32 protein-coding genes, 1 pseudogene and 1 riboswitch are annotated in these 26,674 nt (G+C 39.4%); of the genes and pseudogenes, 6 read left to right on the top strand and 27 right to left on the bottom strand.

Going from position 1 to position 26,674, the window contains the following annotated elements:
* Positions 1–33 precede the first annotated feature (33 nt).
* From CDZ94_RS19660 to CDZ94_RS19620, 9 genes are all read right to left on the bottom strand, one after another.
* Entirely contained in the window at positions 34–540 is a 507-nt protein-coding gene (locus CDZ94_RS19660; RefSeq protein ID WP_096440063.1) for a GNAT family N-acetyltransferase, read from the bottom strand.
* A 139-nt stretch (positions 541–679) separates the two neighbouring features.
* Positions 680–1,255, bottom strand: a complete 576-nt coding sequence (locus CDZ94_RS19655) for a hypothetical protein (RefSeq protein WP_096440061.1) — start codon at positions 1,253–1,255, stop codon at positions 680–682.
* A gap of 247 nt (positions 1,256–1,502) precedes the next feature.
* Entirely contained in the window at positions 1,503–1,952 is a 450-nt protein-coding gene (locus CDZ94_RS19650; RefSeq protein ID WP_157911788.1) for a GNAT family N-acetyltransferase, read from the bottom strand.
* 18 nt (positions 1,953–1,970) lie between these two features.
* Positions 1,971–2,225: a hypothetical protein gene (locus CDZ94_RS19645; RefSeq protein WP_096440057.1), complete on the bottom strand. Its 255-nt coding sequence runs from the start codon at positions 2,223–2,225 to the stop codon at positions 1,971–1,973.
* Positions 2,226–2,626: 401 nt separating this feature from the next.
* The gene (locus CDZ94_RS19640; RefSeq protein ID WP_096440055.1) at positions 2,627–3,121 is read right to left on the bottom strand and encodes a small multi-drug export protein; all 495 of its coding nucleotides are present in this window, start codon (positions 3,119–3,121) and stop codon (positions 2,627–2,629) included.
* Positions 3,118–3,570, bottom strand: coding sequence for a hypothetical protein (locus CDZ94_RS19635; protein ID WP_096440053.1), 453 nt, complete (start codon positions 3,568–3,570; stop codon positions 3,118–3,120). The genes CDZ94_RS19640 and CDZ94_RS19635 overlap by 4 nt, the downstream gene beginning before the upstream one ends.
* Before the next feature lie 14 nt (positions 3,571–3,584).
* Entirely contained in the window at positions 3,585–3,779 is a 195-nt protein-coding gene (locus CDZ94_RS19630; protein WP_096440051.1) for a helix-turn-helix transcriptional regulator, read from the bottom strand.
* Positions 3,780–4,392: 613 nt separating this feature from the next.
* Positions 4,393–5,874, bottom strand: a complete 1,482-nt coding sequence (locus tag CDZ94_RS19625) for a potassium/proton antiporter (protein WP_096440049.1) — start codon at positions 5,872–5,874, stop codon at positions 4,393–4,395.
* Positions 5,875–5,894: 20 nt separating this feature from the next.
* Positions 5,895–6,461 carry a tyrosine-type recombinase/integrase gene (locus CDZ94_RS19620; RefSeq protein ID WP_096440047.1) on the bottom strand — a complete coding sequence of 189 codons (567 nt, stop codon included), beginning with the start codon at positions 6,459–6,461 and terminating at the stop codon, positions 5,895–5,897.
* Between the two features lie 166 nt (positions 6,462–6,627).
* On the opposite strand from CDZ94_RS19620, the gene CDZ94_RS19615 reads away from it, so the two are divergent.
* Genes CDZ94_RS19615 through CDZ94_RS19605 form a run of 3 tightly spaced genes read left to right on the top strand, consistent with a single transcriptional unit; the run spans position 6,628 to position 8,739 of the window.
* On the top strand, positions 6,628–7,323 hold the full coding sequence (locus CDZ94_RS19615) for a DUF1538 domain-containing protein (protein WP_096440045.1): 696 nt from the start codon (positions 6,628–6,630) through the stop codon (positions 7,321–7,323).
* The gene (locus tag CDZ94_RS19610) at positions 7,320–8,111 is read left to right on the top strand and encodes a DUF1538 domain-containing protein (protein ID WP_096440043.1); all 792 of its coding nucleotides are present in this window, start codon (positions 7,320–7,322) and stop codon (positions 8,109–8,111) included. The genes CDZ94_RS19615 and CDZ94_RS19610 overlap by 4 nt, the downstream gene beginning before the upstream one ends.
* Positions 8,047–8,739: a P-II family nitrogen regulator gene (locus CDZ94_RS19605; protein ID WP_096440041.1), complete on the top strand. Its 693-nt coding sequence runs from the start codon at positions 8,047–8,049 to the stop codon at positions 8,737–8,739. Before CDZ94_RS19610 ends, CDZ94_RS19605 begins: the two co-directional genes overlap by 65 nt.
* A 175-nt stretch (positions 8,740–8,914) precedes the next feature.
* Here the strand turns inward: CDZ94_RS19605 and CDZ94_RS19600 are convergent, their stop codons facing one another.
* Positions 8,915–9,847, bottom strand: a complete 933-nt coding sequence (locus tag CDZ94_RS19600) for a manganese-dependent inorganic pyrophosphatase (RefSeq protein WP_096440039.1) — start codon at positions 9,845–9,847, stop codon at positions 8,915–8,917.
* A gap of 279 nt (positions 9,848–10,126) precedes the next feature.
* Here CDZ94_RS19600 and CDZ94_RS19595 point away from each other — a divergent pair, with 279 nt between their 5' ends.
* Entirely contained in the window at positions 10,127–10,978 is an 852-nt protein-coding gene (locus tag CDZ94_RS19595) for a manganese catalase (protein WP_096440037.1), read from the top strand.
* A gap of 181 nt (positions 10,979–11,159) precedes the next feature.
* Here the strand turns inward: CDZ94_RS19595 and CDZ94_RS19590 are convergent, their stop codons facing one another.
* The 13 genes and pseudogenes from CDZ94_RS19590 to CDZ94_RS19530 all read right to left on the bottom strand — a co-directional run bounded on the left by CDZ94_RS19590 (position 11,160) and on the right by CDZ94_RS19530 (position 20,746).
* Positions 11,160–11,594 carry a GNAT family N-acetyltransferase gene (locus tag CDZ94_RS19590; protein ID WP_096440035.1) on the bottom strand — a complete coding sequence of 145 codons (435 nt, stop codon included), beginning with the start codon at positions 11,592–11,594 and terminating at the stop codon, positions 11,160–11,162.
* Positions 11,587–12,024: a VOC family protein gene (locus tag CDZ94_RS19585; protein WP_096440033.1), complete on the bottom strand. Its 438-nt coding sequence runs from the start codon at positions 12,022–12,024 to the stop codon at positions 11,587–11,589. Before CDZ94_RS19585 ends, CDZ94_RS19590 begins: the two co-directional genes overlap by 8 nt.
* A 117-nt stretch (positions 12,025–12,141) precedes the next feature.
* On the bottom strand, positions 12,142–12,537 hold the full coding sequence (locus tag CDZ94_RS19580; RefSeq protein WP_096440031.1) for a YusW family protein: 396 nt from the start codon (positions 12,535–12,537) through the stop codon (positions 12,142–12,144).
* Positions 12,538–12,753: 216 nt separating this feature from the next.
* Positions 12,754–13,764: a serine hydrolase domain-containing protein gene (locus CDZ94_RS19575; RefSeq protein WP_096440029.1), complete on the bottom strand. Its 1,011-nt coding sequence runs from the start codon at positions 13,762–13,764 to the stop codon at positions 12,754–12,756.
* A 699-nt stretch (positions 13,765–14,463) separates the two neighbouring features.
* A pseudogene (locus tag CDZ94_RS19570) lies at positions 14,464–14,991 on the bottom strand (HAD-IIIA family hydrolase).
* 130 nt (positions 14,992–15,121) lie between these two features.
* Positions 15,122–15,874, bottom strand: a complete 753-nt coding sequence (locus tag CDZ94_RS19565) for a hypothetical protein (RefSeq protein WP_096440027.1) — start codon at positions 15,872–15,874, stop codon at positions 15,122–15,124.
* Positions 15,871–16,596: a fluoroquinolone export ABC transporter permease subunit gene (locus CDZ94_RS19560; RefSeq protein ID WP_096440025.1), complete on the bottom strand. Its 726-nt coding sequence runs from the start codon at positions 16,594–16,596 to the stop codon at positions 15,871–15,873. The genes CDZ94_RS19565 and CDZ94_RS19560 overlap by 4 nt, the downstream gene beginning before the upstream one ends.
* Positions 16,593–17,441 (bottom strand): ABC transporter ATP-binding protein, encoded by an 849-nt coding sequence (locus CDZ94_RS19555; RefSeq protein WP_096440023.1) that lies wholly within the window; start codon positions 17,439–17,441, stop codon positions 16,593–16,595. Before CDZ94_RS19555 ends, CDZ94_RS19560 begins: the two co-directional genes overlap by 4 nt.
* The gene (locus CDZ94_RS19550; protein ID WP_096440020.1) at positions 17,438–18,058 is read right to left on the bottom strand and encodes a TetR/AcrR family transcriptional regulator; all 621 of its coding nucleotides are present in this window, start codon (positions 18,056–18,058) and stop codon (positions 17,438–17,440) included. Before CDZ94_RS19550 ends, CDZ94_RS19555 begins: the two co-directional genes overlap by 4 nt.
* 347 nt (positions 18,059–18,405) lie before the next feature.
* Positions 18,406–19,194 (bottom strand): MBL fold metallo-hydrolase, encoded by a 789-nt coding sequence (locus CDZ94_RS19545; RefSeq protein WP_096440018.1) that lies wholly within the window; start codon positions 19,192–19,194, stop codon positions 18,406–18,408.
* A 156-nt stretch (positions 19,195–19,350) separates the two neighbouring features.
* Positions 19,351–19,593, bottom strand: a complete 243-nt coding sequence (locus tag CDZ94_RS19540; protein ID WP_096440016.1) for a hypothetical protein — start codon at positions 19,591–19,593, stop codon at positions 19,351–19,353.
* 148 nt (positions 19,594–19,741) lie between these two features.
* Complete coding sequence (locus tag CDZ94_RS19535; protein WP_096440014.1) at positions 19,742–20,032, bottom strand: hypothetical protein; 291 nt, start codon at positions 20,030–20,032, stop codon at positions 19,742–19,744.
* Between the two features lie 210 nt (positions 20,033–20,242).
* Positions 20,243–20,746 (bottom strand): GNAT family N-acetyltransferase, encoded by a 504-nt coding sequence (locus tag CDZ94_RS19530; RefSeq protein WP_096440012.1) that lies wholly within the window; start codon positions 20,744–20,746, stop codon positions 20,243–20,245.
* Between the two features lie 414 nt (positions 20,747–21,160).
* Positions 21,161–21,262: riboswitch (TPP riboswitch) on the top strand.
* Positions 21,263–21,402: 140 nt separating this feature from the next.
* Between CDZ94_RS19530 and tenA the strand changes: the two genes are divergently transcribed.
* Complete coding sequence (tenA, locus tag CDZ94_RS19525; protein ID WP_096440010.1) at positions 21,403–22,089, top strand: thiaminase II; 687 nt, start codon at positions 21,403–21,405, stop codon at positions 22,087–22,089.
* Positions 22,090–22,185: 96 nt separating this feature from the next.
* Positions 22,186–22,323: a hypothetical protein gene (locus CDZ94_RS21595; RefSeq protein ID WP_198546737.1), complete on the top strand. Its 138-nt coding sequence runs from the start codon at positions 22,186–22,188 to the stop codon at positions 22,321–22,323.
* A 187-nt stretch (positions 22,324–22,510) separates the two neighbouring features.
* On the opposite strand, the gene CDZ94_RS19520 is transcribed toward CDZ94_RS21595, so the two are convergent.
* The 4 genes from CDZ94_RS19520 to proB all read right to left on the bottom strand — a co-directional run bounded on the left by CDZ94_RS19520 (position 22,511) and on the right by proB (position 26,662).
* Positions 22,511–23,257: an alpha/beta fold hydrolase gene (locus CDZ94_RS19520; RefSeq protein WP_096440008.1), complete on the bottom strand. Its 747-nt coding sequence runs from the start codon at positions 23,255–23,257 to the stop codon at positions 22,511–22,513.
* Positions 23,258–23,366: 109 nt separating this feature from the next.
* The gene (locus CDZ94_RS19515; protein ID WP_096440006.1) at positions 23,367–23,906 is read right to left on the bottom strand and encodes a GNAT family N-acetyltransferase; all 540 of its coding nucleotides are present in this window, start codon (positions 23,904–23,906) and stop codon (positions 23,367–23,369) included.
* A gap of 356 nt (positions 23,907–24,262) precedes the next feature.
* Positions 24,263–25,525, bottom strand: a complete 1,263-nt coding sequence (locus CDZ94_RS19510) for a glutamate-5-semialdehyde dehydrogenase (RefSeq protein WP_096440004.1) — start codon at positions 25,523–25,525, stop codon at positions 24,263–24,265.
* Between the two features lie 18 nt (positions 25,526–25,543).
* Positions 25,544–26,662, bottom strand: coding sequence for a glutamate 5-kinase (gene proB / locus CDZ94_RS19505; protein WP_096440002.1), 1,119 nt, complete (start codon positions 26,660–26,662; stop codon positions 25,544–25,546).
* Positions 26,663–26,674 lie beyond the last annotated feature (12 nt).

Genomic DNA, 26,674 nt, shown 5'->3' with positions numbered 1-26,674 from the left:
AATACGTTCGCATGTTTTTCCGAATTACCTTGATCAGTGGGTAAACTCCTTTTTACTGGGCGTTGTCTCTTCTAATTCATTTTTTTCGGCGATCAATTTTCGAAACTTTCGGATGAAAACGCCCTTCTCCACTTCTTCATCCCTTACCCACTGATTCCCGTTTTTTTCATAGAGGAGACATGCAGGATCATTCCCGCGCCCTGTAGCCACATAAATAGAGGTTACATTTGACTCCGCACAATCCATGTGAGCTAGTAATTGCTGAGCAATGCCTTTACGAAAATGCTCAGGAGATACAACAAGGCGACAAATCGTCAGGTCTTTACCTGATCGTTCATAAGAAAGGAAGCCAAGCACCGTTTGATTTTGAAAATAGCCGATGACCGCCTCCCCACAATTTTTAAACTTCCTAAGACTTTCTTTTAGTGGCGGAAGCCCATCATATTTTAAAATATCTGCTTCAACCGTGTAGGCTTTTCGTTGAAGATTATATAATATAGAGGCAAGACAATCATCTTGTAGGTTTATTTTTTTGATCACGATGTTCCTCTCCTATCTGCAGAAGATGTAATTTCCCCCCTCCTCTCAACCTCCACTTACAAATAAGTTTACTGTAGTTCCACCATATCATAAAGTTCATTATCGCGAAAAAACACTTCTTTAAAGTACAGAGTGTTTTTCAACCGTCCTTTTCATATTGTTCGAGAATTTTATCATGTACGTTAGAAACTTCTCTTCTTACTTGTCGTTCGGAAAGGTCTGGCTTCACATTAAAAATCGTCACATCATACCATAAACCTCGATATTCTGCTTGAAAAGCTAATAAAGATGTCTCTCCACTAGTGCTTTGAGTATAATAAAACTCTTGATCGTTTACCAAGATTGTTTGCTTATAGTTTGACTCGAATGGTTCCGGACTTTGAATAAGGACAATGCCGTAATGAGGTAGCTCTTCATACGGTCCGTAAACCGTTCTTAAGTTAAACTCCTCTTCGTATCCTTCTTCCACCTCCATTAGCTGCCGATTGTTACTTACATTTTCAACATGCGTATAATAAACGTCGATTCGTTTGGCATCACCTTCTTGAGGAGCCACATCAATCGCTGTTATGACATGTTCATCGATTTCTGGGATGCTATAAGGAAAATGAACGTCATCATCTAACTTTACCTTATTCATTTCAGGCTCCACGACTTCGTCAGTGCAAGCGGTTAATAATAGGAACTGGGTTATCCACCAGCATATTTTCGTCATATTTCCTTCTCCTTCGTTCCTCATGGTATCTGGATTTCAGCTCATCTAATCATAGTAAACCATATAGAATGTCAGCACCTGAACGTTTTCCAACCAACTTCCAAACGATGCTCGTTTCTCAACCTGCCACCTGTTCTATAGAATGTGGTGATAGTATGCCTAAATGAGCAAAAGTTCCGTTTTTTCATTTATACGATTTCTTCCTACTGAAAGGTCTGTAGTCTAGCGAACGTAAAAAGCTCGTCACTTAATCAATAAATTCAACTTCGTAGTAAGGAAATCCTTCTTCCTCCTCTGGCGTTGGCGTATAGCCAAGCTTTGTATAAAAACTAGATGAGTTTGGGTTTGCATTCCACGAAAACCAATTAGCGCCATTGTCTTTCGCCCACTGTTTTCCGTTTTCAAATAAAGCGCGCGCTACCCCTTTTTTACGATATGTTTCACAAACGAACAAATCATGAAACCGTATTGCTTTTTGGCCAGTTCTTAAATGTGGCCCATAGTCTTGAATCCAGCAGTATCCGACAACATAACCGTCGATTGTCGCTACGTTCAAACAATGATTCGAATCATCAATCATATATAAAAATCGCTTATAAGCAGCCTCGTCGTCATCCGTATTCCCTCTATCATGTAAAAGGCTCCATACGGATAACCAATCTTTCTGTTCTGCCGGCCGCACTTCTATTTGTCTCACTGCCAACCAGACCTTTCGTTAAAAGATTATGACAACAACCTTAACAATGCAAAATAGTGAGCTTAAAATCGCTACTGCTAATCCGAAACGCCTCACCCATAAATGAGGGATTTGTTGAATAAAGAGTGCAACAGTCCAAACAATACTCGGATAAAGCGGCCAATAATTCATATGAGGTGTTTCTCCTAAATTAACAAAACCCATGCCGATAATAGCAAATGTCACTACGATCAGAAACGTTACCACATTAACCGTTATTACGCCTTTTCCCACTCCATATCCACTCCCCTTTTTTACTTAAGATTATGGACAAAAGCCAGCAGTTCATAAGGAAATTAGATAGCTATAAAGAAAATGGCAATGACTAACCACTGTTCCAGATATCAAATCCAAGTGATTAAGAATGACCCCCTAAAAAGAAAAAACGAGGCTATTACTAACGTATGCAACAGCCTCCTTTAATAAAATTATTTTCTAAATAATTGAACCTCACGTTCCTCAAAATCCCATTTTTATTCCGATTTACCTTGTTCTCGACATTGAAAACCATTTAACTTTCTAATCTGAAACGACTTTATGTAAAGATCAACATATCTTCCCATAAGACATGAACATTCCTGCTCCAAAGAATGTAAGAAAGCTAACCTCAAAGGCTAGCTTTTCACAAAAATTTATTATCCTTCTAATAAATCAACCAAAAACCCTTCACGATCCGTATAAGTAAAAAGAAGGTCAATGCCAATGTAAGAAGCAACTGCAGTAACAACACACCAAAGTGTTAAACTACCTAGCATCCATTTGGTCATTTGCTTTTTTGTTCCGCCAAAACTCATCCCCATTAAAGCCGCTAAGTGACTCCCTATAAACAAAGGACCAATGACCGCAAGACCAGGTAATCCAAACCGTTTCCAAACTCGCTTGGCCCGGTTTTGTCGCTTCAAGGAAGGCTCTTTTCCTTTCGCTTCCCGTCTTCTAGTTAACCAGGCTTGAATCTGGTTGATCAAGAGTATAACGAGTAGAACAGTTACGACGTTTCCGAGTAGTGCTAAAATCGTAACTGGAACCACATTCAGACCAGCTGCAACACCTAACGGAATTACGGCGATCATTTCAAAAAATGGAGTGGCAGCGAGCAAAAACACGACAACATAAGCAATAAAACTAGTCATTCTTCAACTTCCTCCTGTTGGTTTAAATATTTCCTTTCTTCAAGCCAATAGATGGTGTACTGTATGACCCCCATCGCTAATAGAACAACGAGTGGCATATAAGCAACATGCTGGGTGAATGCAATAACTGCAGCTCCAATTGGTAGGGCAAAATAATAAAAAATGTACACTTTCCTACAGGCTCGAAAGGTTACCCATTGTTGACCTTCATCTTCTTCCTTCAACTCATAAGGTGTCCAGCTTTTCCAACTAATTCTGCGATCCGGGTTTCGTTTGTTATGAAACAGAATGAGTACAATAAAAACAAGAGCCAAAATAAGGAAACATAAAGTGATCACAGATTCCACATTGTTCGATACTGATTGATAGTGAACCATGTAAATCACACCAATAAGCGCAGCAAAGAAAAGCATCATACTGATCGGTGAACGTATAAATCGTTCTAACATTATTTTTCCTCTCCTTAGTCTAACCAAAATACTTCTTCAATGGGCGTTTCAAATGTTTTTGCCATTTTAATAGCCAACGTGACAGAGGGTGCATAATCCCCCTTTTCAATCAATCCAACCGTTTGCCTAGTGACGCCGATTTTTTTAGCTAAGTCGGTTTGCGTTAAGCTAAATCGGGCTCGAAGCTCCTTCACACGATTTCTTAACATTTCCGAATCCTTCCTTCCATCATCTTACTAATAGTGTATACCTTTCATTACATAATGTAAATGATAATTTGCATTATGTAATGAAAATATTACATAAATCCCTCTCTTTTAATTTACTTTTTTAAAGAAACCTTGACTTGGTGCGGTCAACGCTTCAGCCTTCTCGGGAACACCACCCTGCGGGGTCTTCAACTGTTCCTGCTGTTACTCGCCGCAAGAAGACCACTGTTACTTTTCCCTTGAAACGATAGGTGTGAAGGTAGCTGTCTGCTTGCCATTTCTCAACTCTCAAAAAAACGAAAAAAAATGAGTAACAACCCTTTATCAATGGAGTTATATGGTTTAAAATGTAGTTAATAAGAGATATAAACAGTTAATCACACTAAACCGGACTTTATACTACTCATTCATAAATAAATCCTGATTATCGCTTATTTTACTATCTCTTAACAAACTTTTTAATGTAGGAGGGTTTCTCATGCGTAAAACATTTTTTGCATTTGGATTCGTGTTTTTCTTTGCAGTTGTTGGCCACTTCGCTGCGTGAAAGGGTAATTTTATAGCATCAAAAGAGAGACACTCCGATCTTGGATCAGAATGTCTCTCTTTTTATCTATTTATTTGACGTTGTTTCTCCAAGGAGCTTTTTAAGTTCTTTCATACTCGTTCGAGAAACAAGAATATAGAGTATATCATTCGCTTCAATGACCGTTTCGCCATATGGAGTAACCAGCTCTCCGTCACGAATAATCGCATTAATCAAAACATCTCTTGGAAACTCAATTTCAGTTAAGTTTTGACCAACAATGCTTGCTTCTTCATTCACTTGATACTCGATGATTTCCGCATTTGCCTGACCAATGCTCACAAGCTCTAAAGAATGTAAAGGGGTGACTTTTTTAGGACCTGTTAACCCCAGTTTCTTTGCAAAGGGAGTAATTGTAGAACCTTGAATTAAAGCGGATGTTAATACGACGAAAAAGACGACATTGAAGAACATTTGTGCATGATCAAGCCCGACAATCATCGGAAATGTGGCAAGGACAATGGGAACAGCCCCACGAAGGCCAGCCCAAGATAGCAATGTTTTTTCCTTCCATGTAAAGTCAAACCCAATGGTCGATAAAAACACTGCTAATGGTCTTGCAACAACGATGAGTGTAAATGATAAAAGGAGGCCGTGAAGTACTACTTCTAGCGTAAATAGCTGACCTGGAAACACGAGTAACCCTAAAATGATAAACATTAATATTTGCATCATCCAGGCAAATCCTTCATTAAACCGGAAAATCGTATGACGGTAAGTCAAATCTGAATTACCGATTATAAGAGCTGCCACGTAAACCCCCAATAATCCGCTCCCCCCTAATAAGGAAGAAATACTGTATGTCAGCAACGCGAAGCTAATCGCAAAAATCGGATAAAGTCCACCCGAATCAAGGTTGATCCGGTTAATCGCCCACGACGCTAACATTCCCATAGCGATTCCCACTGCTAAACCGAAGCCCATTTGCCAAAAAAAGGCACCGATTGTGGATAAAATACCTTGCTGGTCCAGCATGATTAAATCAATAAAAGCGAGTGTTAAAAACATTGCCATCGGATCGTTCGTTCCAGACTCTGCTTCTAATGTAGCACCAAGACGAGATTTAATATTTTGTCCCTTGAGGACAGCAAATACAGCTGCAGCATCAGTTGAACCTACAATCGCTCCAAAAAGCATTCCTTCAAGCCAAGTGACATCAAGAATCAGCTTTGCTACTACTGCAACCACAACAGTCGTGATTAGCACCCCAACTGTTGCTAATAGTAGAGAAGGAGCCGCAACTGGTTTAATCGTTGTCCATTTGGTGGATAGACCACCTTCAAATAAAATAATGACAAGAGCGATGATACCAATAATTTGCGCGTGCGAAGCATTATCAAAATATATAATACCAAGCCCGTCACTTCCTGCAACCATGCCTAGCATAATAAACAAAACTAGAGCCGGAACACCTAGTCGAGTAGAAAATTTTGTTGTGAGTACACCAATAATAAGAAATAAAGCAACAAGTAAAACCACATAATCTGTATTTAATAACGCTTCAATCATATCTGCTCCTCTCTTATATTTTATAAATTAACATCAATTCTTATCGACGAAACATCATTCGGATTTATTCCAAGATAGTCATAAGTTTCATTCTTCGTTGTATGCTTAAGGATTTTTTGAAGTAAGGATATCGCTACACCTTTTCGATAGGCGTGATAACCGAACGTTTTTCTTAACGTGTGCGTACCTACCTTATGGTCAATTCCAGCTTCCCGCGTCGCAGTATGTATAACCCGATACGCCTGCTGGCGAGTAATCGGAACGGTTCCTCTTATTGATTTAAAAAGAAAATCATCTTCTGAAAACGAATATTCCGACAAATAAAGGCTAAGAGCTTCCTTCACTTGTTCATTTAAATAAAATTGACTATATGCACAATTGGTTCGTGAATGAGGATATAGGAAGTCACCAATTTCACCACTTGAGTCCATAACTTCAAACACTTTTGTTTCCAACAATTCCGTAATCCTCAAGCCCGTATTAATGCCAAGTACGAATAAGGCATAGTCACGCGTGGACTTTGCTTTGAGAATTTCTTTCACTTCTTGAATTTTTTTGACGTCTTTAATCGGCTCAACATATTTCATAGTTATCCTCCGTATGTTACATAATATAATCATAACATAGAGTTATGTAACTTTCGTAATGATATGCCTGTCATCTTCCCTCGTCTCTCTTCATATTTATTATCAACCATACATTCCTCTCAACCTCAATTGATCTGTCGTCAAAACTTCAAGAGAGGAGAAAAAAATGACAAATCTATTTGATCAGGTAAAAGAAGTCTCTTTTGCGATATTACCTATGGCACTCCTCGTTATTGTTCTCCAATATACAATCATCGGCTTACCAACAGAAGTTTTTGTCCACTTTTTGATTGGTGTTTTGTTCGTTGGTTTCGGTCTGTTTTTATTCCTCGTTGGTGTCCATATTGGACTATTACCAATCGGTGAGTTAATCGGATCCACCCTGCCTAAAATAAAAAAAACATGGTTTATTATTGGCGTTGGTTTTTTTCTAGGTCTTGTCGTCACCATTGCTGAGCCCGACGTACGGGTGCTCGCCTTTCAAGTAGACGAAGTTTCAAAAGGAGCAATTTCCAATCAACTCCTCGTTTATACAGTAGCGTTAGGAGTCGCAATTTTTGTCGCTTTAGCTATGATTAAAATGATCTATAACATTTCCTTTGTACACCTTTTAGTTGGGGGATATGGACTCATTTTTTTACTAGTGCCTTTTGTGCCACCCCATTATTTGCCGATCTCCTTTGATGCAGGGGGAGTAACAACGGGTCCAATGACGGTTCCGTTTATTCTTGCCCTAGGAGTCGGAGTTGCTTCTGTCCTAAGGGGGAAAGACTCGTCTACAAGTGACGGGTTTGGATTCGTCGGCCTCTCCTCTATCGGACCAGTATTAGCTGTGATGATTTTGGGGGTGGTTTTCGGTTGATCCATTCAGTGTTTACTGGATTTGATCACATTTTACTCGAGGTAGCTTTGGCCGTTCTGCCGTTAATTTTATTCTTTACTGTATTTCAAATTTTTTTTCTCAAACTCAGCTTAAAAAAAGTATGGAAGACGATGTTTGGTATTTTGTTAACATTCCTTGGATTATCATTTTTTTTACAAGGTGTAAGTGTAGGTTTTTTCCCTGCAGGTCAAGCTATTGGCGAAATTTTAGGTCAAAACTCGCAGTCCTGGCTCTACCTTCCACTCATCGGATTTCTTTTTGGCTTTGTAGCAACGTTTGCAGAGCCTGCTATCCGTATTATGAATCATAAAGTAGAGAAGGTGACTGCAGGCTCGATTTCCGGTAATGTCTTACTGTTAACATTGTCCATCGGCGTTGCTATTTCGATCGCGCTCTCCATGGTGAGGATTCTCCTCGGTATTCCATTGTGGATTATTGTAATCCCTGGTTATATGGCCGCCCTTTTACTCATTCGGTTTTCAAAAAAACGCTTCGTTACCATCGCCTTTGATGCAGGAGGGGTTGCCACGGGACCTATGACAGTCACGTTTATTATGGCAATTGCGGTCGGCGTAGCGAATGTAACAGAAGGACGCGACCCACTCCTTGATGGGTTCGGGATGATCTCACTCGTTGCATTAACCCCTATTCTTTCTGTTCTTGTCCTTGGACTACTTTATAGTAAAAAGGAGGAACAATTGTATGACCGCTCCGAAACAACATTACAAACTGATCATCACGATCGTCAAAAAGAAACAAGCAAATAAAGTCATCACAGCCTCAAAACGTGGAGGGGCAGAAGGTGGAACCGTCCTATTAGGATCAGGGCTTGGCATACATGAAAAAGAATCGTTTTTCGGCATTGATATGATTTACGAAAAAGAAATTATCCTTACTCTTATTCCTGAGGAACGAGTCACCAATGTATTAGAAGAGATTATTAAGTCAGCAAAACTCAATCAACGTGGAAAAGGGATTGGCTTTGTAGTCGATGCTTTAGCAGTGAAAGGCATCGTCCATAACAACATGGATATGGCCTTGGATGAGGAGGCATTAGATAAAATGACAGATAATGTGGAATTTGAATTAATCGTAACCATCGTAAATAAAGGAGACGCAGGCATTGTTGTAGATGCTTCCAAAAAAGCTGGCGCTGAAGGGGGAACAATTCTGTCTGGGCGTGGATCAGGAATTCACGAAAAAGCCAAGCTTTTTTCCATGGTCATTGAACCTGAAAAAGAAATCATCCTCACCCTCGTGACTCGTAAAAATGTAAAAGAGGTTTTAAGTAAAATTCAAGAAGAAGCCTCACTCAATCGACCGGGGAAAGGAATTGCTTTTATTCTACCTGTCGAAGAAACGATCGGGATTAATCATGAACTAAAAAAGCATTGACGCTACACCGACCTTCCTTGGAGCAGACATTGAATCGTAGATTGTTACACAATCTTATCTCATAAGGGCGCATAGCAGTCTGTTATTAAAACAGGCGGTGTGAAGGTAGCTATCCGCTCATACTTCTAGCTTATAATAAAAACCTAGCTTGGGAAACCGCCAAGCTAGGTTTTTATTATGCAAATACGCCGTTCAATGGTGGTACGATTTGTTTTTTCCGTGAAACAACACCGCTGAGGACGGCTGTTTTGTTACTCAAGGTAACGTTAAACGCTTTTTCGACTGCTTCACTTGCTTGTCCTTCAACAAGCACCGTAGAGTCATTTGTAAGAATATCTGTCACAACAAAAACAAAGACATCAAGCCCTTTTTCAGACACAACGTTTGCGATTGTAAGTTCAAACTCATCTTTACGTGCAAAGACTTCCTCTGTGTCTACTGTGTTCACCTGGGCGATTTCAACTTTAGCGTTCCCCATTGTAAATTCTTTTGCATCAAGAGAAATAAGTTGGCCCACGCTTTTATCACTCAAGTTAGCTCCAGCTTTTAACATTTCAAGGCCATAGCTTTCTGCATCAACACCTGCAATTTCCGCTAGCTCCTTTGCCGCTTCGACGTCTTCGTCTGTGCAAGTTGGTGATTTGAATAAAAGCGAATCGGAGATGATAGCCGAAAGCATAAGTCCGGCGATCTCTTTTTTAATTTCAACACCATTTTCTTTGTACAACTTGTTTAAAATCGTTGCTGTACAACCGACCGGTTCTGCACGATAGTAGAGCGGGTCCTTCGTTTCAAAATTCGCGATACGGTGATGGTCAATCACTTCCAATACACGAACGTGCTCGATATCTTCTACACTTTGCTGACGCTCATTATGGTCAACTAGAATTACTTGCTCTGCTTCAGGTGCTGCTTTTTCAATAAAGCGAGGAGCGTCAACATTAAACTGTTTAAGAGCGTAATTGGTTTCTTCACTCACTTCCCCCAGACGAACAGGTTCGACATTCATCCCTAATTGTGTTTTAAGATCTGCATATGCAAGTGCAGAACAAATCGTATCCGTATCAGGATTTTTATGACCAAAAATCAATACTTTATCATTTGCCATCGTTGTTCAAACTCCTTTACCTTAGTCTCTGCTATTTTTATCTATCCTCTGTCATTTTAACAAGTGATGAGAAAATAATCATCACTAATCTGACCGAGGACGAGAATTTCTTTGTCGATGAAAGAAGATTCAAAGTCTCTATTATTTTTTCTAAGTGCACCGTCAACGCTTCTTCCTCTGTCATCTGGAAGTTCTCGATCTCTTCTAGAAATCTTGGACTTAAACAAACTATACCAACATATCTTTTTTATTGGAGTTATAAACAAAGGAGGGATACAAATGTTTTACCATATGAAGGAGTTGCAATATGAAGCAAAACCGAGTAGGCCTGACCCTTTTTTTGCTAAACAGCTCCAGGAAATTTTAGGTGGACAATTTGGTGAAATTTCGGTTGCTTTGCAATATTTATTTCAAGGGTGGAATAGTCGTGCGAATGCAAAATACCGTGATTTATTAATGGATGTCGGGGCTGAGGAACTTGCTCACATTGAAATGTTAGCAACGATGATAGCAAGGTTATTAGATGATGCACCCGTTGGTGACAAAGAAGTAGCAGCACAAGATCCGGTAGTTGGTGCTATTTTGGGCGGAATGAACCCCCAACATGCGATTGTTTCTGGATTAGGAGCTATGCCAGCTGATAGCGTTGGTAACCGATGGACAGCGGATTACATTATTGCAAGTGGCAATCTCCTGGCCGATTTTCGAGCAAACCTAAACGCTGAATCCCAAGGACGTCTGCAAGCAGTCAGACTTTATGAATCTACTACAGACCCTGGTGTAAAAGATATGCTCTCGTTTTTAATAGCCCGAGACACGATGCACCAAAACATGTGGCTAGCAGCGATCGCAGAGATTGAAGCTCAAGAAAACATTGTAGTTCCTAGCACATTTCCAAGGAAACTTGAAAAACAGCAGGTTTCTTATGACTTTTACAACCTATCTCAAGGAGAAGAGAGCAGCACAGGAAGATGGGCACAAGGGAGAAGCATGGACGGCTTAGGAGAATTCAAATACGTTTCCCGAGCCCCCGCCTATGGTAATTCACCGGTACTAAACCCTGCACCCGAATATGTTCATGATACATTGCCTTCTATTCGCGGCCCTCACATCGAAATGAATAAACATTAGCTGACTTAAGGCTGACAAAAGTGAAAGCGTGTCAGCCTTTATTAGCTCTGTTAGCGTGCTCCCTGCTCGTTTTAAAAGCAAAAACAATTCTACATAACACTTCGTCATTCTACACAAAAGCTAGTTTATTTCTACAAAAAATCAAATCTATTCTACAAATAACCTGATTCTAAAGTTGAGATTAGTTCACAGACCTCTTAAATACAAAACTCACTTTGTCATAGTCCATTTTATTTTCATAAAAACGGTGGGCAGCTTCTCTTTGTAATCCTGAAGATAACGCTACACTTGAATAATCGTTATCTTTAGCCCACTCATGCACATAGTTGAGTAGATTTTCACCATAACCTTTAGAGCGGTCTTTCGAATCGGTAACCAAATCACACACCCAGACGAATCGTCCATAATAAAGAGTAATCATCGGTTTAAAACCAATAAGTGCGACTATTTTATCTTCATTAAATAAAGCCATCATTCGATAGTGATCCTTCGCCATAGCTTCTGTTACAAGCTCGAGATATGTAGATAAATCAAGGTGTGTACGCAGTTGTCTCATTAGCTGAAAGGCTTCCGTTATCTCCTTTTGTTCCGTCAATTCAATAACCTTTTTAGTCATATTTCTCACTCTCCTCCCTTAACGATTCGTCCCATTCTTCTTCCGGCATACTCGTCATCAGTTCAAGAAGATTCCCTTCAGGATCGCGCACGTGAGCCGTTTTAATCCCCCAACTTGATTGATCGTGGATTTCAGAAACAATGGCACCTTTCGATTTCAACACGTCTACGGTTTCTGCTAAGTCTTCAATGCGAAAAATGATTGCAAAACGATCTTGTACATTCGCATCTTTCGGGAGACTACTCTTCCCTACCGCAGCTGCCATTGCTTCACGGTTAAAAATCGCAATTGTATCCCCGTATGCAGTTTCAAAACTAGCGTAAGCTCCGCCCGGTTCACCCCAGGTAACTTCAAAGCTCAGTATTTCTTTGTAAAAATGAAAACACTCGTCAAAATTAGTTACGAGCAATCGAATATTATCGAGTTTCATGACATCACCCTCCCCAAATACATCATAACACTTACATACTATTCCGAAAATTTTTATTACATAATAAAACTCCTATCGAATAAATGACCGACAGGAGTTTGCGTTTCGAACGGTTACTTAATTTTCAAATTCAACATCTAATTCTTGTCCACCTTCAAAATCTACCTCTAATTCAAAGTCATCAATATCTGCTTGATTTAACCCTAATTGTTCAAGTACTCTGTCGATTGCTTCTTGTCTGCCAGTTTCAGGGCTGAGGTCTAGTTTAGAAATGAATTCCTCAACTTTTTGAACTGCGTCCTGTCCATAAAGTACTGGCTCTCCAGGAACCTGGTATTTAGCTTCGATCTGAGTCCCATTCACCTCGTACTCTATGTCATATTTGTTGTTATCCTTCATCTCAATTTCAAGCTCAAAATCAATAACATTTGGCGCCGCATGTCCTAGGTCTGCCCCCAATCCCACCATAGACAACGTCATTAATAAGGTTAAAACCAGCCATCTTAATTTCATATTTCATCCTCCTCAATTAGCTTATACCTAAGTTTTCCAGTTACTTCGGTAATTATTCAAGTGAGTGGTTGTTTTAGGTGGAAAAGCAGAAAGTTAGAAGGTTCTTTCGACTGCTATGAATTCCAGACTGAACATCCTTAAAAAGAAAAGTGGTTATTCCGATAGTGGTATTCCCCGATTGAGAGCAGATGTTGTTTCCACATTCGATTCACCCTCTTATTCTTTTAGCTGTTCTTCGATTACTTCTACTACTTCATATGCTCCGGTGCTTTTGTTAGATGCTACGACTAAAGTGTGCTTGGAGTTAGGATAATAGGAAGAATGAAAGCTGACACCAGGATCGTAACCCATCACATGATATTTATAGATTTGGTCGTTTTTTCTCGTGATCCAAACTCCATATCCGTAAGAATTCTCCTCATCCACTGAACGGTGGGGGCTTAGTAAAGTTTCAGTCATCTCCTTACATAATAGTTGGTTGTAAAAAAGAGCGTCCCAGCACTTGATCATATCTAAGACTGTTGTAAATGCACCCCCATCAGCTCCCCCTTTTACAGGAAGCGAGTACACATTTGTTTTCCAAGTTCCATCCTCTTTTTCAATGTAACCTAATGCCGTATTCGTGGGTAATTGATCAAATGAAAAATAGCCCGATTCTTCCATTGCCGCTTTCTTAAAGATGTGTTGTTCCACATAATCGGAGAAAACTTGTCCGCTTATCTTTTCTACAATGAGTCCGAGAAGGACAAAACCCGCGTTATTGTAATGAAAGCGAGAACCAGGTGTGAATTTCATTTTTTCGTTTTGAAATAAGGTCAGAAAACCTTCAAGGTTTCTCAATGCATACATTGGTGTTTGTTGCCATAACTCTTCAAAATCATCCATCACTTCTTCGTCAAAATAATCAGGAACCCCTGATGTATGAGTAAGAAGGTGATGAACTGTAATTGCATCATCAAAGTGTGGAAAATCGAAGTCAAGACACGAGTTTAATCTCGTTTGCAAGGTCAGATCTCCTTTTTCAACAAGCTGGCAGATCGCAATAGCAGTAAAAAGTTTGCAACCAGAAGCAATGCCAAAACGGGTCTCCAAATTGATTCTTAGACGATCGCTTCGGTTTGCATATCCACTTGCTCCTGAATACACGGTATCTGATTCAGCCCTCAATAATACCGTGCCGGAAAAATCAGTTTTTTTCAAAGTCTCGTTCACTTTTTCATTCAACATGGGACAGACCTCCTTCTTTATTTAAAATTCACCAGGATCATCAATTATTAATTCCGATTACCAATGCCGAGTTCCCCAGCTAAGGCCTTGCTCCATAAATTAACAGGTATAAGAAAAACAGAATTAACAGCAACCCCTGCGTTAAAACCGACAGAAAAAATATCATTATTTTTTTACTGGTGGTATGGGCTTGTATGAATAGTCTTATGAAGATATAAGCTAGCAGAATACTTAACGGGACAAAGTAGAAATAACTTGTTAGATGCGCCCGATTTGCTTTAATTCCCCACCCCTCTTGAATGACAGGGCATCGATCATATTATAGTTTTCTCGAATATCATGGTAACGAACGTAAAAGATTATTGTGAGGAGAACAAAGTAAAGAGAGAGTAACGCTTTGATTACTGTTGGGAAAATCGTGAGTAAAACTTAAAAACGAGAAATAGTATGGTAACCAAAATTAAAAAATATACATCATGGCCTCCTCCATGGAAACTTAAAAAACTTCCAAAAAACATTGGTGAAAAAACATTGGTGAAAAAACAAAGCAATACTAATAAGGTAGCTATCCACTTATAGATATAGATTCTTTTAAGAAGGCTTGGCTTGCCGCGAAGCCTTATTAGCACTTTATTCATTTAGCGCAGTTAGACTTTCTGGTGTAGTGAAAAAGAGGTTGCCACCCTTTATTGCCTTCGATTAATCGATGTCATCTTTCATCAACCACTCAACCGCATCCTCTAATGTTTCTGCCACATAATCAGGCTCAATCGCTTGCCAATTGGAACGTTGATCAGTTAGAGACGATTCACCTGCTCCCGTTTTGACAAGAATTCTAATCGCACACACCTTTGAAGCAGCGACCATATCACTCCAGCGATCCCCGATAACCACACAGTTTTCAAGATTTAAACAATGTTCCTTTGCTGCTTTTTCAAGCATTCCGGGTTCAGGCTTTCGGCAAACGCAACCCTCGTCGTGCCCATGAGGACATAAATATACACCATCAAACCCAAAACTCATTAATTCTGTATAAAAATCGTCTATGTTTGATAACTCTTGTGAAATGCCAGGTTGGTTAGTAAATGAGAAAATGTGAATCTGATGATCTTTCAATCTTTTCATCACCTTATGAGTATAATGGAACAACTGAAACTCCCCTGGATAGTGGATGAATTGATCACCCCCGATTGTACCGTCACGGTCTTAAAATACTGCTTCAATCAATTTGAATCACTCCTTCATATCATTCAGATTAGCGTGACATTCCCCTAAATTCTCATTTTCCATCACTATCTCATCCCTTTTCTTTAGAATAAAATGAATATTCAAATAAATACAAGGAATTAGTGAAATCTCACTGAATTCTTCTGAAAATAATAAACATCCATAAAAAGTAAACCAATAGTCCGCCGATAAAAAGCACTTCCCCCTGTTGGATCAGCCCATACCCATTACCTATCAAGGAAAAATAATAAAGCTCAACGCTCCAAGTAATCGGGACAATATAGGCAAAAACAACCCACCACTCACTAAAAAGATACGTACAAACTGGCGCAACCATTAGAATAGAAAATACTTTAGCAATAGCCATACCTTCTACTTTATTCTTTGCAAAAGAAGCCAGGTAGAGTGTCATTAACGGACCTGTAAGAGATGTCTGGATAAATGAAAGAAGTAATAATGTCGTATTCTGAGCAACCTTAACTAACATAACGCTTAGAGTTACTGTGAATACAAATGCGAGCAGGACGGGAATGCTCATTCGATACGCAAGAAACCCCTCTTTTTGAATCGGAGTGATTGCGAAATAATCAAAAACACCTTCATCTTTTTCATCAAGTAGTAAAAAGCCGGTAACCATACCAACCATGAGTGGCGTCATCGTCAACGCTAAACCGTGAATAAAAGGCATGTGGTCTGAGAGTTGCAAGGTTGTGAGTTGTGTGATTTGCGAATCAATAAATGGAATTCCCCAGACGATCATCGCATAAAGGAGAAACGGGACGAAAAGAACGAGCATCATGAGAGGATCTCGAAGAATATTTTTTCCATCTCCTTTTACGAATGTGCTCAAATTTTTTAATGATAGAGCCAAAGGTCGCCTCATATTGAAACCCTCCTCGTCTCACCAGTGTTCGAGATGATGTACGTGTTAAATCGTGAATAAGCCCACAAATAAACGAGCACCGTCCAAAGAATCAATATGAAAATATGAAGTAGAAATTCCAATACTGGCAAGGCAGTTACACTATCGTGCGCTGCCTGATTGATTAAAAAAAGAGCGGAATAGCTTGGTAGAATCTCAAATACACGAATGCTTACTAAATCTAAATAAGAAATGATTGGTACATACAATATGGTCATAGTAATAATTGATCGAAACATAAAGTGATTAATAGATTTCGCATCGACGGAAAGGACTAAACCAACCGCAGTAAAGAAGAAGCTGCAAAGGATGACTGACACGGTTAATAAAATGTAGTTCACTTCAATTCCGAGAGTAAAGACAGTAATAAGTACCGACGTAGCCCAAGCGATCAATGTCAAAGAAAGCAATTTCGAAATTAGATAATTCCTAAGTAGAACCGGAGTAGCAAATAGATAGGTTAATAGCTGTTGATTTCTTTCAAGCATTACAATTGTGCCTATAAAGAAAAAACCTAATGTTCCTGGGTCAGTGAAAATAACAAGGACACCCCAATCCCCTCGAACATCAGGTGGAATGAGAAAAAGAATGATAATATAAACGAACGTTACAAGTGCGTATACGTAATAAAAACCGTGACGAAATTGAAATTGAACATCTTGTTTAAAGAGCTTCCAGATCATTGAAGCTTCCTCCCCGTAACTTCAATAAAAATGTCTTCCAACGTTTTTTCATAAGTTTGAATCGACTCGCACTTCCCTTGCTTTAACAAACTCTGAAAATCTTCATTTTTATAAAGCCCACTGAGTGAAAAACTACTTTCTCTCCATTCACCGTTTTCAAAGAACGTAACTACCACCTTTTTATCGCTGTGTAAATTGATTAATCGAGCCGGTGAATCGATAAGTTTGATTTCCCCGTCAACAATAAAAGCAACTCTATCACACATGGATTCCGCCACGTGCATATTGTGAGTATTTAACAAAATCGTTTTGCCTTCTGCTCTTTTATCCATGATTAGTTCTTTGACTTTATTCACGTTTACTGGATCCAACCCAGCAGTAGGCTCATCAAGTAAAATCAAATCGGGATCGTGGAGGAAAGAACGGACGAGGTTTAGCCTCATCAGCATCCCTTTTGAAAAGTCAGCTACCTTCGTATGTTTGTCGTTTTCAAGTCCTACCTTCCTGAGAAAATCATCTTTCGCTATTTTTGTATAAAATGAACTGAAAAATTGAAGGTTTTCTTCCGCTGTAAATCTTTGATAAAAATTAGGTGTTTCAAAAGCCACACCTAATTTTTCATAAAAAGATCCAGTTGCTTGTTCTGCTTCCTGACCCAAAACCCGCACTTTTCCTTGATAGTTTTTTAAAACACCAATCAAAACCTTCTGCAACGTACTCTTCCCAGTTCCTGATGGACCTAGAAAACCAAAGATTTCTCCTTTTTTCACACTGAGGTTAACCCCTTTAATTGTGGGGCGGTGATTACCCGGGTACGTATAAAAGAGCTCGGAAATTTGGATCATCTCTCCACTTCCCCCTCCCGAAAGATTTCATTTGCTATTGCATAGGCCATAAACGTCATTGTTTCATCGTAAACATCGCCACCAATTTCCCGTTTATGAGTAATAAGAAGAAAGAAACCACGCAACACACCACTTATGACATTTTCATAAAGGTCTGGCTTGAGAATTCCTTGTTTTTTCCAAGCTGATAATAAAGGCGTAAATGACATCGTATCTTGCTCCGCATGCTCAGATAACCTCTCTGTAGGTAATTTTCGCATTAAGTAGTCATAGTCATCACTCGTATAAAGACGGTAAGTTAACGGATGTTTTTCAATCATAGTAAGTGCTTTCAAAAGAACAGATGCAAATAAAGAAGCAGTAACGTTAGACGTACTTATTAGCTGCTTGAGAACGGCTTCTCTAATCACTTCTTCTTCCATTTCTAAAATATAAAAATAAAGCAATTCTTTGGATTGAAAAAAACGATAGAAGGATCCTTGAGCGATTCCTGCTTTGTCAGTCAACTCCTTTACTCCGGTTTTTTTTAATCCTTGTGAGCTAAAATAATACTTTCCGGCATCAACCAACTTTTGGCGGATTTTTTCCTGCTCACGTTCTGTAAACCCTCTTGGCATAGCAATTAAACAACTCCTTTATACATATGAATGTATTTAATTTTCATTCATATGTATATAGTATGCTACTATTATCTGTATTTCTACCTTTTGTGTGAAACTCTTCCTCCACAAATTCGTGTTTACTATGCTAATTATCGTATCACTTGGATCTCAGGGTCCGGACCTAGCTTACGAAAAAGCCGCATATCATCTGGATACCTCTCGTTGGTAACAGAAGAAAGCTTAATCTCATAATTTTGAGATTAAGCTATGATATCTTCACAAATTATTTCTTTTTAAATGTCAGACTCAACTCACTCCAGACATTTTAACATTACTCATGTTAGTTCCCCTTCATTCTTTTGCTAAAATTGAACACTAAAACTCCCAAACTGGTGAATTCCGGTTCCATGTTTCACAAGATCTTTTTCTTTAAGTTGGCTCATCCCTTTTTTCACATCTTCCAAAATGTCTGGACTAAGACCTATTTGATTATGGGAACCAATAATTTTAGAGACTTTAGGAATACGGGCAATTTTTTCAAGTGAAGCGACTAATTGTGCAGGGTCTGTCGTAGGAAAAAATGCATAAATAGGTGTTTCATTGTAAAGCAAGTCTCCTGTAAATAAAAACTGATGCCTATGATCAAGTATAGCGATGTGTCCCGGAGAATGACCAGGTGTGTGGTAAATGGTGAGCTCCCGATTTCCTAATTGAATGGAGTCGCCATCACGCAGAAGGCCAGTGGGTTTGCCTTGAAAAGGTCGGTACGTTTCTGAGTTAAAAGCTTCCGGAACCGGCTTTGTGATGTCACGAGCAACATCTTTTCTGATCTGTTCAATAGGCAACTTTTTAATACCGTTCACAAGCCAATCCTCTTCTGCCTCATGGACATAAATCTTGTCAAACTCACCATGACTGCCGATATGATCCCAATGAACGTGAGTTGTCAAGACCACGATAGGAAGTGACGTTAATTGATCGGTCATTCGCTTCATATTTTCAATCCCTAATCCTGTATCAATTAGAGCCGCCCTCTCCTCCCCCAGTAGTAAAAACGAATGAACCTTCTCCCAGTGACCATACTCACTAATCGCAAATGTATCCTTCGTTATTTGCTGAACTGTAAACCAGGCATCCTTTATTTGGGGCATCGTAAGTCTCCTTTTCTCATACTTCTCTCTATAACAGTTCATCAAAAAGACGACCCAACCCTCTTTATATTGAAAAATTACACAAAATTGTGCGGGGACTGTCCCCGTTCGGCGGTATAAGAAAACGACCTCCTTCCCGGAGATCGTTTGTTTATGTTAGCCTCGACTTTGTTGTTTAGTGAACTTTTCTGTTATTGCATACGCTAGTATGGCAGCGGCAAGGACAAAGATAAAGAAAAATGGATTACTCTGTCCAAAGCTTACTTGATTTACACTAACTGCACCGTCTGCGATGTTAATTTCCTGTGTAGCATTCATCGTTAAGAAAATTCCTGAGATTAATTGAACGACTACCCATAGCCCAGTAAAGCTAGCTGCGAATATAATGTAGTTTTTCATGAAAGAATTCCTCCTGCGATCAAATTAATAATCTTAATAATCTATTTCTTCAAGTCTAGTTGAGTCTTTAAGCCAATTTTCTCATCGCTTTTCTCTGCCCAGAAAGTATACCCGTAGTTTGTCCACAGTCACTATGTAAAAAAACCACCTAAAGTGGCTCTCTGAATTCCGGGAAATCAAAAATATACCTCATCCAAAAGCTTTGGATTAAGCGTTGAGATTTGTAGTACAAATCATAGGTCCTTCTATACTCATTTCTCTCTTGAAATGATAATACTTCTCCTGTTTCTTCTGCTTCAGTAATCTCTTGTTCCATCACTGATAGTTTTTCAGCGCTGGAATTGATCATTCCATAAGTGAAGTAAGCCAATGTAACATAAATTAGCAGAAACGGAACAACCATTGCCCAAAATAATGTATTTTTCCACACCTTTTTCACATACTTTTCTCCTCTCACATATTGTCGAATATTTGATGCTTGTATATTCTATGTGCGAGTGCGGAAAAGGGTGTGTCCCATTTAGTACACAAAAATACTATGATAATGTCGTTATCCTAACATTTTTATACTGTTAGTTTAAAAATGGATTTTAATTACTATTCCTGAATAAAAAAATGGTTAACGAGAAGTAAAACGAAAAATGCCATTCTATTCCAAAAACAAAACCATTAGCTCTTCATCATAATATGTATCCGCCGATTTCAACGCATGACGTTCCGTTCCAAAACTAGTAAAACCAATTGAAGAATAAAGTTTAACCGCTGATTCGTTCGTTGTAACGACATGTAAATAAATTTGTTCAATTCCACCGTGGGCTTTAGCTTTATCGATAGCCTCTGTTATCAATCGTTTTCCAATCCCTTCCCCTCTTTTATCCGGAGTAACATACATCCCCAAAATCGTAGCACGGTGCTTTAATTTCTCTTTATTTGCACGAACGAGTGTAACCATTCCCACAAGGTTGTCCTCTTCAGCAAACGCAGCAAAGTTAAAAGAGTGTTCGGATTCAAATCTGTCAGCATACGTTTCTATTGAATATGCTTTCTCTTCTTCAAAGGTAGATGCAAAAGCTTCAGGGGACGTTTGTAATGCCTCAAGCCTTAACTCTCGATACTTCTGAGCGTCTGATGGTTTTAATATTCGAATTTCCATTTCGTCCTCCTTCATTACTTCCTGCTTCCATATTTTCCAACCTTCAATAACCATTCTCATAATTGAGAGTTAGGAAATTAGACCTTTCCGGTTATCAAAATGTGTGGAATATCTGTGTACTCATCGGAGTTCCATTTCCTTGCCCTCTTTCAATGTTTTAATTTATATTATTTGTCCCATTCAAAGGACCCCAAACTCTATATTCGAAGCTAATTGCTAATTTTCACCAAACCTTTTTGAAGTTCCTCTATAACTATATTTACGTTTTATAATATTGGCAAGTTTCACAGAAATGAAAAGCTTGACTCTAGTAAGGTTTTTACTAAGCTAGTTAAAAGCCAATAATATCCTCTCTTTGACAAACCTTCCTCCATCCATTACAGTGAAATTGTACGATCTTTTAATTTCAAATGAGAAGTCCACTGGGGGCGCTTTTTAGCTGAGATAAGGATTTACCTTGGTCCCTTTGAACCTGATTTGGTTAGTACCAACGTAGGGAAGTGGAGTCGACGCTTGTTATCTATAGATAGCAAATGTGTGATTACGTGTCTTCTAGTAATCTACCCTTACACAACTAGTCGCTCCATTTCGGAGGGACTTTTTTCATGTTAAATAGTCGTACTTAAGGCTTCAAAAAATCCAAGGAGGCATTTTGAATGACATTTTCCCAAGAGTTACGTAAAGAGGCAGATTACATCTTTGAGGCAACTTACAACCACCCATTTGTAAAAGGTATAGCAGAAGGTACACTATTAAAAGATCAATTGATTCACTATGTAAAGCAAGATTTCGAGTATTTAAATGCGATGATCCAGGCACGAGCTTTAGCAATTGGAAAATGTACGAAGCGTGAAGACATGGAAATGTTCAATACGAGCATTGGGTTTATTTTAAACAGCGAAATTCACCCGCATAACAACTTCTGCCAAGTCGCCGGTGTTGATTATGCTGACTTGCAAGGGTATCCGTTAGCTCCAACTGCCCAGCACTATTCGAAGCATATGTTAAATGTTGCTCACGAAGGATCTCTCGGCGAAATAATTGCTGCAACGCTTCCTTGCCCATGGATTTACTTAGACATCGGCGAGCGAATTATGAAAGAATACCAACCTGATGAAAACCATCCATTTTATGAGTGGATCTCCTTTTATGGTGTCCAAACCGAACCGAGAATGCAAGCGTATTTAGATAAACTAGATGCATTAGCAGAAAAAGCATCAGATGAAGAAAAAGAACGCATGAAAGACCACTTCATGGTTAGCTGCCAGCTTGAGTATATGTTCTTTGATATGGCATATAAAATTGAAGAATGGCCGGTTCAGAAAGAGAAGTCTGTTCGGTAGATTACTAATAATTCACGGCATTCAACTTCTAGATGTTGAATGCCGTGATAATAACGTTTCTAGAACGAAATATAATGATGCTTGGAGGGGCCTTTAATGAAAGAAGTGGTTGGGAACTGTTCACAATGCGGGAGAGAAATTTATTGTATGGATGGCTTTTTAAATGGGGTTTATCAAGATAATCATCTGTACTGCTTTGAATGCGAAGAAGACCTTTCCTTCTACACAAAATGACAAAGAAACAAATGGAGAAGGCTGAACTTAGATTAGCATCGCTACGATGTCTTGCTCGTAGCTTTGGTGCTCGAAAACTTCGCCGCCTCGACCTACTCGGCTCTTTATGGTCCATTTTGAACACGCACTTATAAGATTCTCTCTTTTGTTTCATATCAGTAAATTCTCCACCATATGCAATACTTCCCTAATAAGTATGCTTCCTCAATACCTTTTTAATTGCATTTATGAGGAGTTCAGGTTCATCGTTTTGAATATAATGCGAACTATTGTGAGCGATGATTAGCTCGCTTTGATTCGATAGATTAACTGTTTCCCTTTGCATATTATGCCAAAGTTCTTGTGAATGCTTTGAGTAATGTGATTTTTTTCCTGCAGATAAAACGATAAGTGATCGGTTGCCGAGATGTCTTCTGTTCTTTGTCAATTGATCTAAACTTTCCATAAATTCATCGTATGTTGCTTCATGAACAAATTGTTTATTATAGGCTCTTTGAAAATTCTTGTCCATAGTTGGAAGGAACCTTTCTTTATAGTCCTCCGGTGTAGAATCGATTAATACAATCGCTGCTACTTCTTCAGGAAACATTGTCGTATACAATCGTATATTTACCCCACCAAATGAATGACCAACGAGGATATACGGTGGATTTGCATTGGAATTCCTTAGTAACTGATGAAGTTCCTTTACGATATATTCGCTTGTTCTTGGGTTTGGACTGCTATCGCTTTTTCCAACACCAGCTCGGTCATACACAATCACATTCGTCATCGACGCAACTTCAGGAGCAATAGAGTTCCAAGACTTTGAGCAATCCCCATATCCGGCATCAAAAACGACAGTTGGCCCATCTGTACTCTTCTCGTAGCGTTTTGTGTATAAGCAAAAACCATTTAGTTCGATAAACTCTTCTGTTATTTTTTTCACTGACATGTCATCTACCTCTTCCTACTGATAACGCTATTATGCACTTTTCTCTAATGTGCAATAACTTTTAATAAAGCAAGCTTTTATCCTCAACAACTCTCCGAATCATTCAAGTTTACCTCCACTCTGTCTTTAAAATTGAATATACTAACGCATCATGAGAGCGCTGGTTTTGGAAAAGGTAGCCTCTTAATCTTCCCTCCTCTTTGAAACCTAAGCTTTTTAATAAGTTTCCAGATGCATCATTCTCAGGGAAAGTAATGGCTCGTACTCGAAACAAGTCTAGATATTCAAAAGAATATCGTAGCACTTCCTTCAATGCTTCTGAAGTAATCCCTCTCCTCCAGTAGGATGGGTGCAATTCAAATCCTACCTCCGCTTTCTTTCCGAGAAGGTTTAACTGATTTAAACCAATGGTGCCAACAAACATGTTCGTTTCTTTAAGAATCATCCCCCACCGTGTACCTCTACTATTCTCATAATTCTGTTTGAAAGATTCGATAATTTTGGTCGCTTGATCTTCGGTTTCCAAAGGATCCATTCCGTAATATTTCATCACATCTTCTATTGACATAATGTCAAACAAGCTCTTTACGTACTGCTGGTCCACTTCTACTAATTCGAGTCGTCTTGTTTCGAGTACTGGAAAAGTCATGATATCACCTCAATTTTCTTAGTCCAAACTGCTTTTCAGAACAATGAAAAGCTTGGCCATCCCTATTTTTATCCATAACATACTTCATTCGTTAAAAAAGAAGAGAATCCTTTTTTGGAACCCCGCTTTATAAAACAGTGAGGGGATTCTGCAATAGCGGTCTTTTATCAAAGCTGCTTTCATTTAGTGTAATGCGCGTTATTTGTCGAATCGCTGATATTCGAACTATTTCCGCTGATATCATGCTGATTTCCGCTGATAGATTACTCAAATAAATACTCCTATACGAAAAGAACCTTTATTCCTTTCTTAAAAAAAACCAATCCCGCCTCAGGATTGGTCCTCTCTCATTTCATTTATCTCACTTGCCCGTTCCCACTCATCACATATTTCACTGTCGTCAATGCAGGAAGACCCATGGGTCCGCGCGCGTGAAGCTTTTGTGTGGAAATTCCGATCTCAGCGCCGAAGCCTAACGCACTTCCATCTGTAAAACGAGTAGATGCGTTATGATAAATAGCTGCCGCGTCCACGAGTCCCATAAAACGCTTTGCTGTTTCAGCATTTTCAGTGACAATCGCTTCTGAATGCTTCGTGCCATAGGTGTCGATGTGTTCGATCGCTTCAGATGCATCGTCTACGATTTTAACTGCAACGTCTAAGCTTAAAAATTCCTTCGCCCAATTGTCTTCGGTAGCTGATTTTGCACCAGGGATTGCTGCAACGGCACTTTCATCACCGTATACACCAATGCTGTGCTTCTCCAATGCCTTAACTAGGGCGTCTTTATTTGCCTTCAACCATTCGCGGTGGATAATTAACGTTTCCGCTGCGTTACACACAGCTGGGCGATCTGTTTTTGCATTTACAAAAATCGAAATCGCTTTATCTACATCCGCGTCTTTATCAACATAAATGTGACAGTTTCCAACCCCTGTTTCTAATACGGGCACTGTTGCGTTGTTGACCACAGCCTGAATCAGTTTTCCGCCGCCACGAGGAATGAGCACGTCAATGTGCTCTTTCATTGTGAAAAGTTGTTCTGTTGCTTCACGGTCTGTGCTATCAATAAATTGGACAGCATCAGCTGAAACAGCTGTATTCCCAAGTGCTTCTTTCATTAATTTGACAATTGCTCGGTTTGAGTGTATCGCTGTGGATCCACCTTTTAACACGATCGCATTACCGGATTTCAAAGCCAAACCGGTAGCGTCCACGGTTACGTTCGGACGTGCTTCATAGATCATACCAATAACGCCAAGCGGTACACGAATCGTTTGGACATCCAAACCGTTTTCAAGCGTCCATTCCGTTACAACTTCACCGGCAGGATCTTCTAGCTTTGCTACATCTCGAAGTCCTTGAGCAAATTCCTGAATACGCCCTTCACTTAATGCAAGACGGTCCATATAAGCATCCTCGAAATTCGCTTCACGACCGTTTTGTAGATCTTGTTCGTTCGCAGTCATAATTGCGGCTGTATTTTGGTCTAAATGGTCAGCCACTACACGAAGTGCTTCATTTTTTTCTTCAGTCGAGAGCATGCCTAAAGATTTTGATGCTTTTTGTGCTAGTTTTGCTTGTGCTTTTACGTTTACTGGTTCGACGACTGTCGTCACCCAATCACTCCTTCTAATTTATACACCGACAGGTATTGCAATTTCAAGCTCACAAACGAACGCTTCACTATTCATTACAGCTTCCTGCGATGGGTCTTGCGTTTTTCTCATTTGAAATTTCGCTAAGTCTTCTGAGGAATAATTCATTTTACCTAGCCCTAGCTTTGTACCATTTACATCTTTAATGTGAACAACCGAGCCTTTATCAAAGTGTCCGTTGATTTGATACACCTGACTCGGGAGTAAATGCGTTTTATCATCGACAATCGCGTGTCTTGCCTCTTCTTCTATCGTAATCTCGCCTTCCGGACCTGAGTTAAATGCGATCCATTGACGTTTATGATCTAAATTTGGATCAGATTCTTTGCACGTAAAATACGTGCCAGTTGCTGTTTCATTCACTGCTTCAACTAAGATGTTATCCACACCAGAACGTCCCAAGAAAGATGGAATGCCGGATGCCATTGAAATTTTAAAGGCATCGATTTTAGAACGCATCCCGCCTGTTCCAACATCCGACCCTGGTTCACCTGCCATGTCTTCAATGTCTTCGGTAATTTCTGATACTTTCTCTAATAATTCAGCTGATGAGTCTTTTCGCGGGTCCGCGTTATACAGACCATCAATATCGGATAAAATAATCAGTTGATCCGCTGCGGCAAGACCTGCGACCTTGGCAGAAAGGGTGTCATTATCCCCGAAGCAAAGTCGGTCAGTAGTAACGGTATCATTTTCATTCACAATGGGTACTATCCCTCGCTCTAAGAGAACGTTAATGGTGTTGCGAACATTGTTATAACGCTTTTCTTCTGAAAAATCGCTACGTGTAATTAAAATTTGAGATGCAGCATAGCCATGTGAAGAAAAAAGTTCAGAATACGTTTCGATCAAACGCCCTTGGCCAACGGAAGCAGCAGCTTGCTTTTCCGGCAGGGAATCTGGTCGATTTACAAACCCAAGGGTACGATAACCAGCGGCTACTGCACCAGATGAAACAAGCAAGACTTCGTGTCCTTGGTCTTTCAGCTCCGCAACTTGGTCTGTTAAATTTTCAAGTTTTCTACGACTAATGTCTCCTGATTGGCTCGTTAATGAGCTGCTTCCAATTTTAATTACGACTCGTTTTGTTAGCGACATGTTTGTTGATTC

The sequence above is a fragment of the Alteribacter populi genome, from assembly GCF_002352765.1.
Taxonomy (GTDB): Bacteria; Bacillota; Bacilli; order Bacillales; family Salisediminibacteriaceae; genus Alteribacter; species Alteribacter populi.
The sequence above is the reverse complement of the archived record's forward strand: the minus strand, read 5'-3'. Positions and strand labels throughout refer to the sequence as shown.